This window comes from Collinsella aerofaciens (genome assembly GCF_964283865.1).
Classification (GTDB): Bacteria; Actinomycetota; Coriobacteriia; order Coriobacteriales; family Coriobacteriaceae; genus Collinsella.
Genome location: NZ_CAXYLS010000022.1, coordinates 18,807 through 32,422, shown reverse-complemented (window position 1 = coordinate 32,422; position 13,616 = coordinate 18,807). Strand labels below are relative to the sequence as shown.

10 protein-coding genes are annotated in these 13,616 nt (G+C 60.0%); 5 read left to right on the top strand and 5 right to left on the bottom strand.

What is annotated here, in order from left to right:
- Positions 1 to 346 precede the first annotated feature (346 nt).
- From ACRX4W_RS09235 to ACRX4W_RS09225, 3 genes are read left to right on the top strand one after another with little or no spacing between them, the layout of a single operon-like run.
- A complete protein-coding gene (locus ACRX4W_RS09235; RefSeq protein ID WP_432300179.1) occupies positions 347 to 2,146 on the top strand; it encodes a histidine kinase N-terminal 7TM domain-containing protein in 1,800 nt (599 codons plus the stop codon).
- 2 nt (positions 2,147 to 2,148) lie between these two features.
- Positions 2,149 to 3,642: a sensor histidine kinase gene (locus ACRX4W_RS09230; protein ID WP_432300181.1), complete on the top strand. Its 1,494-nt coding sequence runs from the start codon at positions 2,149 to 2,151 to the stop codon at positions 3,640 to 3,642.
- Entirely contained in the window at positions 3,639 to 4,259 is a 621-nt protein-coding gene (locus ACRX4W_RS09225) for a response regulator transcription factor (protein WP_099432493.1), read from the top strand. Before ACRX4W_RS09230 ends, ACRX4W_RS09225 begins: the two co-directional genes overlap by 4 nt.
- 109 nt (positions 4,260 to 4,368) lie before the next feature.
- On the opposite strand, the gene ACRX4W_RS09220 is transcribed toward ACRX4W_RS09225, so the two are convergent.
- From ACRX4W_RS09220 to ACRX4W_RS09205, 4 genes are all read right to left on the bottom strand, one after another.
- A complete protein-coding gene (locus tag ACRX4W_RS09220; protein WP_271742817.1) occupies positions 4,369 to 5,211 on the bottom strand; it encodes a hypothetical protein in 843 nt (280 codons plus the stop codon).
- 80 nt (positions 5,212 to 5,291) lie between these two features.
- Positions 5,292 to 6,533, bottom strand: coding sequence for an SPFH domain-containing protein (locus ACRX4W_RS09215; protein WP_089573532.1), 1,242 nt, complete (start codon positions 6,531 to 6,533; stop codon positions 5,292 to 5,294).
- A 48-nt stretch (positions 6,534 to 6,581) separates the two neighbouring features.
- A complete protein-coding gene (locus tag ACRX4W_RS09210; RefSeq protein ID WP_432300176.1) occupies positions 6,582 to 7,904 on the bottom strand; it encodes a hypothetical protein in 1,323 nt (440 codons plus the stop codon).
- Between the two features lie 24 nt (positions 7,905 to 7,928).
- On the bottom strand, positions 7,929 to 8,666 hold the full coding sequence (locus ACRX4W_RS09205) for a DUF4428 domain-containing protein (protein WP_117758603.1): 738 nt from the start codon (positions 8,664 to 8,666) through the stop codon (positions 7,929 to 7,931).
- 469 nt (positions 8,667 to 9,135) lie between these two features.
- Here ACRX4W_RS09205 and ACRX4W_RS09200 point away from each other — a divergent pair, with 469 nt between their 5' ends.
- Positions 9,136 to 9,978, top strand: a complete 843-nt coding sequence (locus ACRX4W_RS09200; protein ID WP_158571048.1) for a PRD domain-containing protein — start codon at positions 9,136 to 9,138, stop codon at positions 9,976 to 9,978.
- Between the two features lie 158 nt (positions 9,979 to 10,136).
- Complete coding sequence (locus tag ACRX4W_RS09195) at positions 10,137 to 11,558, top strand: PTS transporter subunit EIIC (RefSeq protein ID WP_118271013.1); 1,422 nt, start codon at positions 10,137 to 10,139, stop codon at positions 11,556 to 11,558.
- Between the two features lie 286 nt (positions 11,559 to 11,844).
- On the opposite strand, the gene ACRX4W_RS09190 is transcribed toward ACRX4W_RS09195, so the two are convergent.
- Positions 11,845 to 13,356 carry a nucleoside hydrolase-like domain-containing protein gene (locus ACRX4W_RS09190; protein ID WP_271742815.1) on the bottom strand — a complete coding sequence of 504 codons (1,512 nt, stop codon included), beginning with the start codon at positions 13,354 to 13,356 and terminating at the stop codon, positions 11,845 to 11,847.
- Positions 13,357 to 13,616 lie beyond the last annotated feature (260 nt).

Here is a 13,616-nt window from a genome sequence, read left to right as displayed (position 1 = left end):
TCGACCTTCTCCCTGCTGTACATGCGAACCTCCAGTCCGGACCGCCCCGCGGTCCAACTTTCTGTCCGCACCCCCTTTGTGGGCTCAAAGTGGGAGATTATCCACTCTCGCCATTTGGGCGTCCAAAAATCCTCGCTCGTTTTGTCTTAGTCATTGGGGACGTTCTTAAACGACTAGTCGCTGGCGACGTCCCTCGCCGTCGGCGGATTTTGGGACATGTGGCCCGCTTTTTGGGCCCGCCTGTCGGTACACTAAAAGCACTATGGGTACCTGCGAGCGACATATCGGCCACGCGGCCGCCCGATCCGCACCCGTGGCGGATCCCAGGGGCGGCAGGCTCTTCGCCATGCCGCGATTCCTTGTTGGCATATCGCATGGCGTGTATCGCCACCGCGTCTTTGTTATCGCCGGCGCCATTACCGCGCTGTTCCTTATGCTTTTGGCAGTCTTGCCGGCACTGTTCGCCTCCGACCCCAAGCTTTCCAACACCGTGCCCGCCTATAGCGAGGTGTCCGAAGAGGTCGTGGATGCGCTCGTCCACTCGAGCTCTCTCCCGCTGCTTGTCGCCGCAATTGCATTTTCAATCTGGGGTGTGTTGGCGTACCTACGCTGCTTGGACTACGTCTTGCGCCGCCGCCTTGTTGCCATCGCCGCCATTTGTGCCCTGTGGATGATCGAGGTCATCCTCAAATATAAGTCGTTCACGCCGTTCTATGCCACCGTGCTGTGGTACCTGTACTACGTGCCCATGACGCTCATTCCGCTGATCTACCAGCTGTGCGGTCTGCGCCTCGCGGGTTTGGAACAGCATCGTATGGGGCGTCGGTACCGCACCGTTTTGTGGGTCATGGCTGTCCTGCTTATCAGCTTTGTGCTTACTAACGATGTTCATCAGCAGGTCTTCCATTTCGATCGATCGAGTGGAACCTGGAGCAACGATTACACATATGGTTGGGGCTACGGTACCGTTCTGGTATGGACAGCCTTTAACTTCGTTGCCTTTTTTATCTTGGTAGGACGGTCCTCGTCTTTTCGTATTCAGCGTTTCTCGGGCACGGCCGCGCTTGTCCTATTGGGCGGCGCGTTCTTTGCCATTTCATATGCGCTGCGTGTGCCCTGGGCATGGAGGCTTAATTTTTCACTTGTCTACTGCGTCCTGTGCGTGGTGGCGATGGAAATCTGTCTCGATTGCGGTGTCATCCCGTCGTACCACGATATCGCCGGTATTTTCGGCACCTTGCCGCTTGACCTCAAAGTTCTAACGCGTGACCTGCAGGAAGTCTATGTCACGCCGGTGTCAAAGCCAATGCCGGTAGGCGTGCGTGAGGAGTTGCGGGTCCAAGAGCACGGGCACGCTCACGCCTTTGCCGTGGCGTCCGATCCCGATGTAATGTATCGTGCCTTTCCGCTGCTGGGTGGATCGGCTCTCCTTGCCCAGGACGTCTCGGAGCTCAACGAACTCAATCGCGAACTGGCGCATCGTCGCATGGAGCTGCAACGCCAAAATGAGCTGCTTGCCGCCGACTACGACCTTAAGACACATTTGGCAGACCAAGAGGCCGAGACCTTACTGGTCCAAGACGTGGACCAAGCGCTTGCCCGTGCGCTCGAAGGGATGTACGACCTGTTGAGCTCGCTGCCGCCGTTGACCGATGAGGCATCTTCGCACGAGCGTTACCGCATGCTGCAGCGCGCCAAGATGCTCGTCGCCTATTGCAAACGCAAGGGGTCGCTCACGTTGGCACAGCACGGGGAGAGCGGTTTTGACCGCGACCGCATTCAGCTCATCGCCAACGAGCTTGCAAGTGACCTGCGCACCATCGATGTCGATTGCGCCTCGATTATCGCCATACGGCGCCCGATGCACGCCAGTACGGTAAGCGCCCTGTACGACTGCGTGTATGACTTTGCGTTTTTTGCCTACACCACCGACCATCCGGCGCTTATGTATCACTTGGGCGACCATGACCGGTGCAGTGTCGAGCTGCGCGCCACGCTTTTTTCCAACGATGATGAAGATCTTTCGCAGACGCCCGCTGCGCAAGAGCTCGAAAGCGCTCTGCAAGGGCGCAACGTGGCATACCGCCTTGAGGGCGAGCCCGGCCAGCTGCGCATGATCGTCTTGATGCCGAGGGCGGGTGAGTGACGATGCAGATTTCGTTCATCCTTCCCCAAATCGTTGCGCTCGATGTTGTCTTTGCCCTGGCTGCGTGTCTGCAGATGATCCACGTCCCGCTCATCGCATCGCGCCGCTCGTCCTATAACCGTAAGGTGATTTGCGCCTATGAGACGAGCCTCGTGCTTCACCTGATGATTTCGGCGCTCATCTTATTCGCGTCGTCTGGCTCGTATCTGGTGGCGCCGCTTGACGTTTGCGCCAGGGCAATGGGCGGAGTGCTGTGGCTCAATGCCGCGATCTTTGCCTATGGCGTGGTCCTCATGGTGCACTATCGTCGCCCTGTCATGCTGGCCGAGCTGCTGCTTGTTGGCGCCGTGACACCGCCGGTGGTTTTTGCCATGGGCTCGGTGTGGGCCGTTGTCCTTATCGCAGAGGGAGCGTTCTTCCTGTTCCGTTCCGTCGCGGCGCTCTTGATGGACGTCCGTAACCGCCAGGAGGATATCACCGCGTTCTCGACGATCGAAACCATCAACGTGATTCCCGTGGGCATCCTGTATCTGGACTCGAGGGGCCGTCCACTGCTTATGAACCGCTGCATGCGCAAAAACCTGGTGGAGCTTCATATGCCCACCGACCTAGGCGATATGAGCGGTACATGGAACGACCTGCGCAAGCTCAGCATGCAAATGCCCGAAGGCGGTAAGAACCGCGTGCGGATCAACCTGGACCGCTTTGGTGAGGCGCGTGCGGTGGTCGAGGTTTCTCCCGCCGAGATTCGCCTGTTTGTGTGCGATGACGTTATGGTCTTGGGCCGTTCGTTCGAGCGCATAATCGGTCTGGACGTGACAGAGTATGCGCATGCGCATGACCGCCTGGCGCAGGCCAACCACCTGCTTGAGCTTGCGGGCCAAGAGCTCCAGGCCCAGATCGAAGAAGTCAAAAAAGTTGCCGACAATGCGGCCTATCTGCGCATGCGCGCCCGCGTTCACGATGTGATCGGCCAACGCCTATCAATCCTTCATCGCTATTTGGAGGAGGGGCGCTTGGACGACGAGTCGCTCGAGCAGATCGACCCGCTGCTGCGCTCAATCGCTGCCGATTTGCGCAGCGGGGGCGACACCGAACCGGCAGAGCAACTGGGCGATATCGTCCATGCTTTTGGCCTGGTGAGCGTGCAGATCGATGTTGAGGGTGCGCTGCCTGAGGACGCGCGTGTCGCCGCCGCCTTTTTGCAGATTATCCGCGAGGCCTCGACCAACGCCACCAAGCATGCGCAGGCGCATCGGGTCCATGTGCGCTTGTGGCAGGAGAGGACGGATGCTGACGCCGTCGCGCACATGACGATTTCTAACGACGGGTCCCCGGCCCCCGTATCGTATCGCGAGGGAACGGGTATCCCAGGTATGAGGCATGTCGCGCAAGATCTGGGTGGCAGTCTAGAGGTCCACGCCACCCCGCCCTTTACGCTTACGGTATCCATTCCGCTTAACGCCAACGACACGTCCCAAAGGAGAAGCTCATGATCCGCGTGTTAATTGTCGAAGATCAGGCCATCCTGCGCGAGAGCCTGGCGCGCTCCGTTGGCGACCAGCCCGATATGACCGTCGTTGCCGCGATCGCCGATGCCTCCGAGGCCTTGGGTGTCGCGCTCAAGGAGCGCCCGGACATGATACTGATGGACGTGTGCACCGAACACGATTCAAACGGCATCGTGGCGGCGGCACGCATCAAGGAACAGCTGCCCGAGTGTCGCATCATTATCATGACAGGCATGCCCGAGATCACCTTTGTCGATCAGGCTCGCGAGGCGGGCGTCGATAGCTTTGTGTACAAGAACGTCGGTATCGACGAGCTGTTCGCCGTGATGCGCTCCACGCTGGCGGGTTACTGCACGTTTCCCAAGCCGCCCGAGAGCATCTTCTCGGGCACGGCGGCCCTCGACGATGTCGAGCTGTCGATCTTGCGCCTTGCCTGCGAGGGTAAAAGCCGCCGCGAGATTGCGGCCGAGCTGTTTATGAGCGAGGGCACCATCAAGCGCCGCATCTCGGAGATCCTGAGCAAGACCGGCTACGACAACATCATGCGCCTGGCCGTGCATGCGGTGACCGAGGGCAGCATCGTTCCCAACATGGAGCGCTAGCGCTCGTTACGCATCGGCATACAAGCGACGGGGCCGCAGGATCATCTCCTGCGGCCCCGTCTGGTGTGCGCGGATGTGTCCGCCAATCCGCGGCTGTCGTGGTCTACCGCTACGCGATGGTTGCGCTGTAGGAGGCGACGTCCTCGTAGGAATCGGTCAGGTAGGCGTCGATGCCGATGGTCGTGTTGACCAGGTCGTCAAGGCTGTCAAGCTCGCCGCTCGAGAACGTGAATTCCTCGGTGGCGTTGGTGCCGGGCATCAGGTGAGCCGAGAACCAGGGTTCCTTCATGGTGCCGTTGACGTTGGTCTTGCCGCTGGGGGCGTAGAAGGTCAGGTCCTTGTCGCTCTTGTTGGTGATGTTGACGACAAAACCGATGTCGCCCCACTCGTCCTTGAACTTCTCGGTGATGGTGATGGTGCACAGGTCGTCATCGGCAACGGTGACGGCGGGGGAGATTTCAATCTTCTGGACGTCGTCGTCTTCGACGGCCTCGTCGATCTCTTCTTCCTTCTCGGCCGCCTCGCGATCCTTCTTCACCGTGCCGGACAGGTCCTTGTCGGACTTGGTAAAGACAAGATTGCCGTCATCCTCTTCGAGGATGAGCTTGCCGTCCTTGAGCTTCATGTCATGCGACTCGTCTTCGGCGGTGATGGTTACGGTGGTGGCGTCCTTTGCCTCCCATTTAAGGTCGACGACTTCAAGGAACAGGTCGAGGGCACCTGTACCGTCCTCATCGAGAATCAGGACGCAGTGCACACCCCAATCCTCGAGCATCTTCATGTACTCATCGGTCAGTTCTTCGCCCTCCAGGGTTCCACCCGAGAGTTCCCAGCTGCCGACGAAGTTGGCCTTGGGGTCTTTGCCGCCGCCGCTGCAGCCCGTCAGGGCAAAGACGAGCGCAAGGACGCATGTCAGAAATGCGAGTACGGACTTTTTGAACGTTGTCTTCATGGTGTCCTCCTTTATCGAACGAAACCCATAGAAGCAAATGCGGGGGTGGCGGATCCCCCGCCAATTACCAGATAGAGGGGCTAGGGCCTGGGCGTTCCGCAGTTGCTGCAGAACTTGCCGCCGTTTTCGCTGCCGCAGTTGGGGCAGAACCACTTGGCCGGTGCCGGGGCGGGTGCGGGACTGCCGCACTCGGAGCAGAACTTGCCGGTGTTGGTGGCGCCGCAGCTGCAGGTCCATGTGCCGGCCGCGGGGGCAGCGGCAGGAGCCGGTGCGGGAGCGGGTGCCGGAGCCGGCTGCGGGGCGGCCTGCTGCTGTGCCTGGCCGGCGGCGAACAGCTGGCTGGCGTTCATGCCGCCCATGCCACCTGCCATGCCCATGCCCATAAAGCCTGCCATCGCGCCGTTGGGATTGGCGGCTGCCGCGCGCATTGCGTCGCTCTGGGCGCTGGCAATGTTGGCTGCCGCCATGGTGGGATCGCGCATGACTGCGGCCTTCTGCAGGTCCTTGATCATCTGCTCGTCTTCTTGCGAGGCTGCGATGGAGTTGACGCCAAAGCTCACGATCTCGACACCACGCAGGTCGCGCCAGTCGGCAGAGAGGACCTCGTTGAGCGCGCGGGCGAGCTCGGTGGTGTGACCGGGGATGGCGCTGTAGCGGATGCCCATTTCCGAGATCTTGGCAAAGGCGGGCTGCAGGGCGGTGAGCAGCTCGGACTTAAGCTGGCTGTCGATCTTGTCGCGCGTGTAGCTATCGGTCACGTTGCCGCACACGTTGGTGTAGAACAGCAGCGGGTTGGTGATGCGGTACGAGTACTCGCCGTTGCAGCGCACGGAGATGTCAACGTCCAGGCCAATGTTGTTATCGACCACGCGGAAGGGCACGGGCGAGGCGGTGCCGTACTTGTTGCCGATGATCTCCTTGGTGTTGATGAAGTAGACGCGCTGGTCCTTGCCCGCGTCGCCGCCAAAGGTAAAGCGGCTGCCGATATTGGCGAAGGTCTCCTTGATGGAATCGCCCAGGTTGCCGCTAAAGACGCTCGGCTCGCTGCCGGTATCGAAGACGAACTCACCGGGCTCCAGTGCGACTTCGATGATCTTGCCGTTTTGCACCACGAGCATGCCCTGGCCGTCGTTGACGGCGATGACCGAGCCGTTGGAGATGACGTTGTCCTCGCCGCGCGTGTTGGAGCTGCGGCCACCGGTGCGTTTGCTGCCCTTGCAGGCCAAGACGTCAGCAGGCATCGATTCGCAGTAGATAAATTCCTTCCACTGGTCGGCCATGACGCCGCCGGCAGCTCCCAATCCAGCTTTCAAGAGTCCCATGGTGATCTTCCTTTCTCGTCAAAGACCGGGTGGTATTGGTTGGATTGCTTAGTCGTCCTTGTCGTCTTTCATGACAACGGTGGTCTCGGTGTGGCTGAAGGTGTCGTGCTTCTCGGTCAGGTCGAGCTCGCCGCAGTACTTGTCGGCGTGGGTGGCCTCGTTGGCCGTCTTGAGCTGGCCTACCAGTAGCACGTCTCCGATAATCACGATGATCAGCGGCGCGATGATGTTGATGAGGATGCCCTCGATATCAAAGGCGAGGTAATCCGGATCGAAGGCGTTCTCGCCCATAAAGAGAATCTGGGAGAGGACAAATCCGATCACAAAGAACAGCACCGAGGCAATGGCGAGCTTGGGCTTGGAGCAGGGGAGCTCGCCGACCAAGCGGCCGGTCTGGCCGTTCATGGCAAACAGGTAGCTCTTGCCGTTCCACGAGGTGGAGAGCATCCAGACGGGGAACAGGGCGTAGTCGCTGTCTTCCCAGGTGTAGTCGAGCTGCTTGCTTTCGACCGTGGCATCGTCGTATTCGTCGACGACGGTCTCGCGCAGGGCCGAGATCGTGCTCTCCTCCATGCGGCGCTCGGCGCGCGCCTTGCACGTCTCGCAATCCTCATCGTAACGGTTGGCGATGTAGCCGGGCATATAGGCGACCGAGAACGGGCGCAACGCGTCGTAGTCAAACGGCTCGATGGCGTCCATGTGGCCGTCGGGCATCTTGGACGATCCGTCGACGGGCACGCGCTTAAACGAGATATTGCCCTTGCGATAGGCATCGTAGTGGTCGGTGGTCGTGACGGTGCGATCGGATTTCTCGGTCACGGTCTCGTTGGTCGCGTCAAAATACACTTCGCCGTCAACGCGGGCGCCGTAGAGCCAAAACGGCACGTAGACACCTTGGACCTCGTCGATGTGGTTGCCGGTGACAAAGCTCTTGGGCAGCAAGATCTTGCCCTTGTAGTGTTCCTTGAGTGCGGCTGTGATGTCGTCGCGTCCGAGTTTAAACGGAATTACCAGGTCGGGTGAGAAGTCGCCCGAAAGCTGACCGGGCGCTACGGCGGAGTTGCCGCAGTACGGGCAGGTGGTGACGGCGACGGTGCCGTCGGACACCAGCTCGGCGCCGCACGACGAGCAGATGTAGCCGGCGTTTTGAGCCAGCTCCTGCACGGCATCATCGACAGCAGGCTTGGGGGCCGCTGCCGCGGCATCGGCTTTGGCATCTGCCTTGTCCTGGTGCTCGCGGTAGAGGGCCTCGACTTCTTCGACTTCAAAGCGCGAATCGCAGTAGTCGCAGACGAGCTTTTGCTCGGCACTGGCAAAGTGAAGGGGGCCGCCGCATGCGGGGCACTGATAGTTGACGCTCTCGAAGGCCATGATCGGTCCTTTCCGTGCCGGAGGCTATGCGCCGATGGCGCCGCCGCAGTATTCGCAGCGCCCGCTGGCATCGGGAATGGTGGTGGCTCCGCAGAAGGGGCAGGTCACTGCGGTCTTGGGGGCCTTGGCGGCCACGACGCTGTCGCGTGTCTCCTGTCGCAGCTGCACTAGCGCGTCGCGGACCTCGGTTGCCTGGCGCTTGGCCTCGCGGTATTCGATGGAACCGCGCTGATCGATGGTGGAGTCGTTCACGCGCAGGTTGATCTCGGTAAAGTACGGCGTGTTGACGTGGATGGTCAGATTAAAGTCGTAATCCAGGTCGTAGCGCGGCGGGTTGTAGCTCTCGCGCTCGCCGTCCTCGGTCTCGCGATAGATTTCGGTGCGATGCTCGTCGATATCCATATCGCAGCCGAGTACCTGCGAGAACTCGATGATGTCGGGATTGGCGTCGCGCCAGCGGCTCTGCGAGGTAATGATCAGCAGGCCCGCGTCCTCGTCGAGCATGATGTTGGTGCGCCCGGCAGAAAGCGTGCGCGTGGGGTTGAACGACGCCAGACGCTCGGCATTGGCCTCGCGGTAGGCGAGCTGCTCGCGGATATCGTCCGCGGTGCTGGAGCGATAGCCGTGAAAGTAGGGGGAGAGCTTGCCGGCGCACTCTTTGCACAGGTAGCCTTCATTGATTTTTGTCTTACCTAGAAGTCCCAGCTCGGTACCGCAAATCGCGCACTCTTTCTTCTCGAACATCTTGTCAAAGAAGCCCATGGCTGCCTCCCATCAACTGGTAGCGTGTGTCACCTTTGATGATGGGGGAGTGCGCAGCCTTTCACGATACCCAGACGGCTCAAGGAGTCTCCACAACTGGGACACATGGCCCATTTTTCCTACTCATTGGGGACGTACTTAAATGAGTGGTAAACGACTAGTCATGGGGTTGGCACTTGGGGACGTTCCTTTTGTGCCGGCACCTGGGGACACTCCTTGCCTGGGGGCTACCTCTAAACGGGAGGCGGCGTCGGCCGCGCAGGGAATCGACCGTTCACCGATTAATGCCGACCGTTCGCCAGGCGCGGCCACAATTCCGTTATTAAAGCGATTCAATGACGCTTAAATAACAGTCAGAGCTCAGCTTGAGTGCGACTCCCTTCGAGGCATGATCGGGCGGCTCGTCGATTTGCGCCCGCGCATGCACGCCATGCGCCGCCGTAGAACGCCGTTGCCGAAGGGAAGAACTGTGAAGGTCGTCAAGCGAATCAACAACAACGCAGTTATGTGCACCGACTCAAAGGGTCGAAGCGTCGTTGCGTTTGGCAAGGGCATCGCCTTCGCTATCGACAAGGAGACGGGTGACCTGCCGCTCGCCGCTATCGAGCGCACCTTCTACAACGTGGACGAACATTACCTGGCGCTTCTCGAAGAGCTATCGCCCCGCGTGCTCGCGGTCTCTGCCGAAATCATTCAGGCCGCCGACCTGGAGCTCCCCTACGAACTTAGTCACAACGCCGTGCTCGCCCTTGCAGACCACATTACTTTTGCCCTGCAGCGCGCCAAGCGCGGCATTACCGTGCAGATGCCGCTCGCCTATGACGTGGCGCAGATGTATCCCATCGAGTACAAGGTGGGCGTTTTTGCCCTCAGGCGTATCTTCGATGGCCTCAATGTGGAGCTTGCAGAGAGCGAGGGCGTGGGGATCGCCATGTGCCTGCTCAACGCGCGTCTGGCGCCCGAGAAGGAGGCCGAAACCGACGCCGAGGCCCGCGACGATGAACGTCTCATTGGCGCCATCATCGCAAGGATCGAGAAGACCTACGGAATCGAGGTCGACCGTCACGGCTTTGAGTTTGCACGCTTCGCTACCCATATCCACTATTTGTTTGGGCGCATTCGTACCGGTGAGCCCATGAACACCGACGGCGCGGAGCTTTACGGAACCGTGCGCGGCGAGATGGGCCGTTCGGCTGAGGTTCTCGACTACGCCTGCGTGCTTATCGAGGAACATTTTGGATGCCAGATCAGCGACTCCGAGAAGCTATACGTGCTCATGCACATTCATCGTATCTCGCACCCCCGGGTGTAGATATACCGCAGCAGCGTCGGTTATCGCTGCAGGTAAACCGGCCTGAGGCCGCCGCGAAGCTCCCCATACCCCTTACAAATCGCGGCAGCCGGGCGACGGGTTGTTGAGGGCGCCGTAGAGGTGCCGGCGGGCGGGTCCCGCGAGAAAAGGAGGTCATTATGGCCGACAACAAGAAGATTGCCGAGGACGTGCTTGCAGCCGTCGGCGGCAAGGAGAACGTCTCGGGCGTGACGCACTGCATGACGCGTCTGCGCTTCACGCTCAAGGACAACGGTATTCCCGATACCAACAAGGTCAAAAAGATCAAGGGTGTCATCGGTGCCCAGGAGTCGGGCGGTCAGTACCAGGTCATCATCGGCCAGAACGTGCCCAAGGTCTATGACGAGGTGTGTGCAATGGGCGGCTTTGCCAAGAGCGCCGCAATCGACGAGAACCTCGATGCACCTAAGCAAAAGCTCACGCCCAAGGTGATCGGCAACAACATCCTCAACTACCTGTCCGGCTCCATGGTGGCGTTGATCCCCATCTTGATGGCCGGTGGCCTGTTCAAGTGTATCGGCACGCTCATCGGTCCGCAGGTCTTTAACCTGGTGCCCGAGACCGATCCCACCTACCTGCTGTTCTACACCTACCTGTTTGACGCGGCCATGTACCTGCTGCCGGTCTATCTGGGCTACAGCGCGGCCAAGAAGATCGGTGCGAGTCCGGTGCTCGGCATGTTCTGCGGCGGTATCCTCATCTGCCCCGACATCGTGGCGCTTGCCCAGAGCGGCGAGACCTCGCTCACGGTCTATGGCATCAGCGCTCCGCTGCAGAACTACCAGCAGACGGTTCTGCCGATCCTGCTTTCCTGCGCCGCGCTCTACTGGGTCGAGAAGTTTTTTAAGAAGATTGTGCCGGACGTTCTGTCTACCGTCTTTACGCCGTTCTTTACGATGGTCGTTATGGTGCCCATCGAGCTTATCGTGCTTGGTCCTATCGGCAACGAGCTCGGTAACCTGCTCTCCGCCGTCCTCTTTGGTATGGCGGGCACCGGTATCGGCTTCTACATCGCCATGGCAATCGTCGGCGGTCTGTGGCAGCTGTTTGTTCTGACTGGTATGCACATCGCCGTGATCATGCCGGCGCTCGCTACCTTTATGGCGCTGGGCGAGGACAAGTTCATCTTTGTTGCGTCCAACTTTGCCATGATTGCCGTGTGGGGTGCCGTGTTTGGTGCCGCGCTGCGCATCCGCAACAAGGAGGAGAAGGCCCTGACCTTTGGTTATGTCATCTCGGCTATCCTCGGTGGCGTGACCGAGCCCGCGTTGTTTGGCTGCATCATGCGCTTTAAGCGTATGATTCCCTGCATGGTTATCGGCGGCGCCATCTCTGGTCTGCTCGCCGGCATTCTGGGCGTGACGCTGGGTATGCCGGGCGCCAACTCCAACTTCCTGGTGTTCCTGGGCTACCTCACCCCGGGTATGGGCAACCTCATCAACTTTGGCATCTGCTTTGCCGTGGCCTTTATCGTCTCCGCCGTGCTCGCCTTCTTCTTTGGCATCACCGAGGCCGACCAGGCCGAGCTTGACGAGGAGTAACGCTTCCTACAGGTATTTTCTCCTCTGGGGGACAGTTCAGCGCAAGGGACACCGCCGGGATATTCCGACGGCGCCCCTTTTTTGGCACTTGGACGTTCTTGTCTGACTAGTCATTTAAGTACGTCCCCAATGAGTACCCGTAGAGTGAGAGTGGATAATCTCCCGTTTTTGGCCTGTGTGCAGGCTCAAAGTGGGAGATTATCCACTCTCGTCATTTGGGTGTCCAAAAATCCTCGCTCGTTTGGTACCTGGGGACGCTCTTTGTTGAATATTGGCGCTGTCCTTGCTACGCCACAGTCACGGCGACCTGGGCGTAGCGGGTGCAGGGGCGCTCGGCGTGCGTCAGCACGGTGAGGGTGAGCACAAAGCGGTCGCCGGGTCGTGCGTCGGCGGGCACGATGAAAGCGGTGTCTACCGTGCATTCTTGCCACATCGACAGATCCTGGACGCCTGCATAGCTCGACGGGTCCACGGCGATATCCCAATGTGCGTCGAAGCCGCGGTCGTCGGGGTCGACGATGGTCGCCGCAAGGTCGATGCGCTCGCCGGCTGCGGCGCTGCGGTCGGCCGTGACCTCGACAACATGTGCCGGATGCGAGCAGATGGCCGGATCATGGGCGCACCATTGCGCGCGGGCGGCAAAGTCTTCCTGATAGGCACGCAGATAGGGATTGAGATTGTCGTCTGCAGGCGTGCCGAGGGCGGCAAGACCGGCGGGCGCGTTCGCATCGGGATGCCCATCAAGAAACATGCGGCCGAGCAGTGTGTCGAAGCCGCGGTCGTCGATACCGCGCAGGCCAAACGGCAGCAGCGGAATATAGGTCATGCTGTCACCCTCGGCCATAAAGTCGCCGCGCTCAAACTGCACCGCGGGCATGCCTTCCAGGCCCCAATCAAGACGGGCATGCTTGCCAAACTGAAAGCGCTCAGGCTCGTTTTCGTAGACCTTGCCATCGCCATAGAGCATGTAGCGCGCCATGAGGGGGCCGTTGTCCTGCGTGAGATTCTGCTCAGGCCAAGGAGCCTTAAACAGCGGCAGCGTATCGGGCTGAGCCGTCTTGGCGTCGACATAGCCGCCATACATATAGGGCACACGCCAAAAGACGAGCTCGGGAAAGAGCTCGCGCCCATGGTCGAGCCACGAGTTGTCCTGTCCCACGCCATCGGCAACGCCCATCACGCGCACCTTCTGATAGACCCGCTGCTGTACGGCGGGCCACTCGGGTGTGTCGTGATAACGCTCGGCAATACTCATGAGGGCACGAACGATAGTATTCATACCACCCCAGCTGAGCAGCCACAGCGTGCGGGGGTCGTCGTCCATGATGGCATCGGCGATGACGCGCGAACCGGGCGTCTCCTCAGTCACATCACCCTCAAAAGCAACATTTCCCACAAACGTACGCTCAATCATCTGTGCGGGCGTGGGGAAGGACGGCTCGCCGGCGGCAACGGCATTGGCCTGCAGCTGCGGCCAAGCCTGGGCGTATTCGTTGCTCCAAAGACTTTCGATCCAATGCTCGGGAAAAGGCCGATACTCGCGAAGCTCGCCGGCCAGCGGATCGGGCTCATGAGGCACAACATCCCAGGTATAGGAGCGCACACCCTTGGTCCGCCAATGCGAATTCACCTCGCCGAGCGTATGAACTCCATCCCCAAGAAAGTGATACTGCGAAGCCGTATACACCACAGCCTGCACATCAAGCAAATTAAGATACAGAGCCAAATGAACAAGTGAGTTCATATCATCGACTTCCATATCGGTAGTAACAATCACCCGAGTCAAATTTTGAGACATAAGCAAAGCTCCAACCAAAATAATTTCAGCCAGTTACGCGCAAGGCAAGACGGGACCCACGCCCCCATCGCCACCGACCCGTCGGCCCGCCGGAAGCGCCCGGCCAGGGTCACAGCAACGTCAACGCAGCGGGGACCGGGGTTTAGTCTTGCAAACATTCCGCAGGGGGCATGGGCAGGCGCAGCGCGAAGCGCAAAGCGCCAGCCCATGCATGCCCGAGGACGTTTGCAAGACTAAACCCCGGTCCCCGCGATGGGAGG

Excerpts from the sequence above, each read along its gene's own strand:
- ACRX4W_RS09235 (WP_432300179.1), top strand. The coding sequence starts at position 347 with ATGCCGCGATTCCTTGTTGGCATATCGCATGGCGTGTATCGCCACCGC.
- ACRX4W_RS09230 (WP_432300181.1), top strand. The coding sequence starts at position 2,149 with ATGCAGATTTCGTTCATCCTTCCCCAAATCGTTGCGCTCGATGTTGTC.
- ACRX4W_RS09225 (WP_099432493.1), top strand. The coding sequence starts at position 3,639 with ATGATCCGCGTGTTAATTGTCGAAGATCAGGCCATCCTGCGCGAGAGC.
- ACRX4W_RS09220 (WP_271742817.1), bottom strand. The coding sequence starts at position 5,211 with ATGAAGACAACGTTCAAAAAGTCCGTACTCGCATTTCTGACATGCGTC.
- ACRX4W_RS09215 (WP_089573532.1), bottom strand. The coding sequence starts at position 6,533 with ATGGGACTCTTGAAAGCTGGATTGGGAGCTGCCGGCGGCGTCATGGCC.
- ACRX4W_RS09210 (WP_432300176.1), bottom strand. The coding sequence starts at position 7,904 with ATGGCCTTCGAGAGCGTCAACTATCAGTGCCCCGCATGCGGCGGCCCC.
- ACRX4W_RS09205 (WP_117758603.1), bottom strand. The coding sequence starts at position 8,666 with ATGGGCTTCTTTGACAAGATGTTCGAGAAGAAAGAGTGCGCGATTTGC.
- ACRX4W_RS09195 (WP_118271013.1), top strand. The coding sequence starts at position 10,137 with ATGGCCGACAACAAGAAGATTGCCGAGGACGTGCTTGCAGCCGTCGGC.
- ACRX4W_RS09190 (WP_271742815.1), bottom strand. The coding sequence starts at position 13,356 with ATGTCTCAAAATTTGACTCGGGTGATTGTTACTACCGATATGGAAGTC.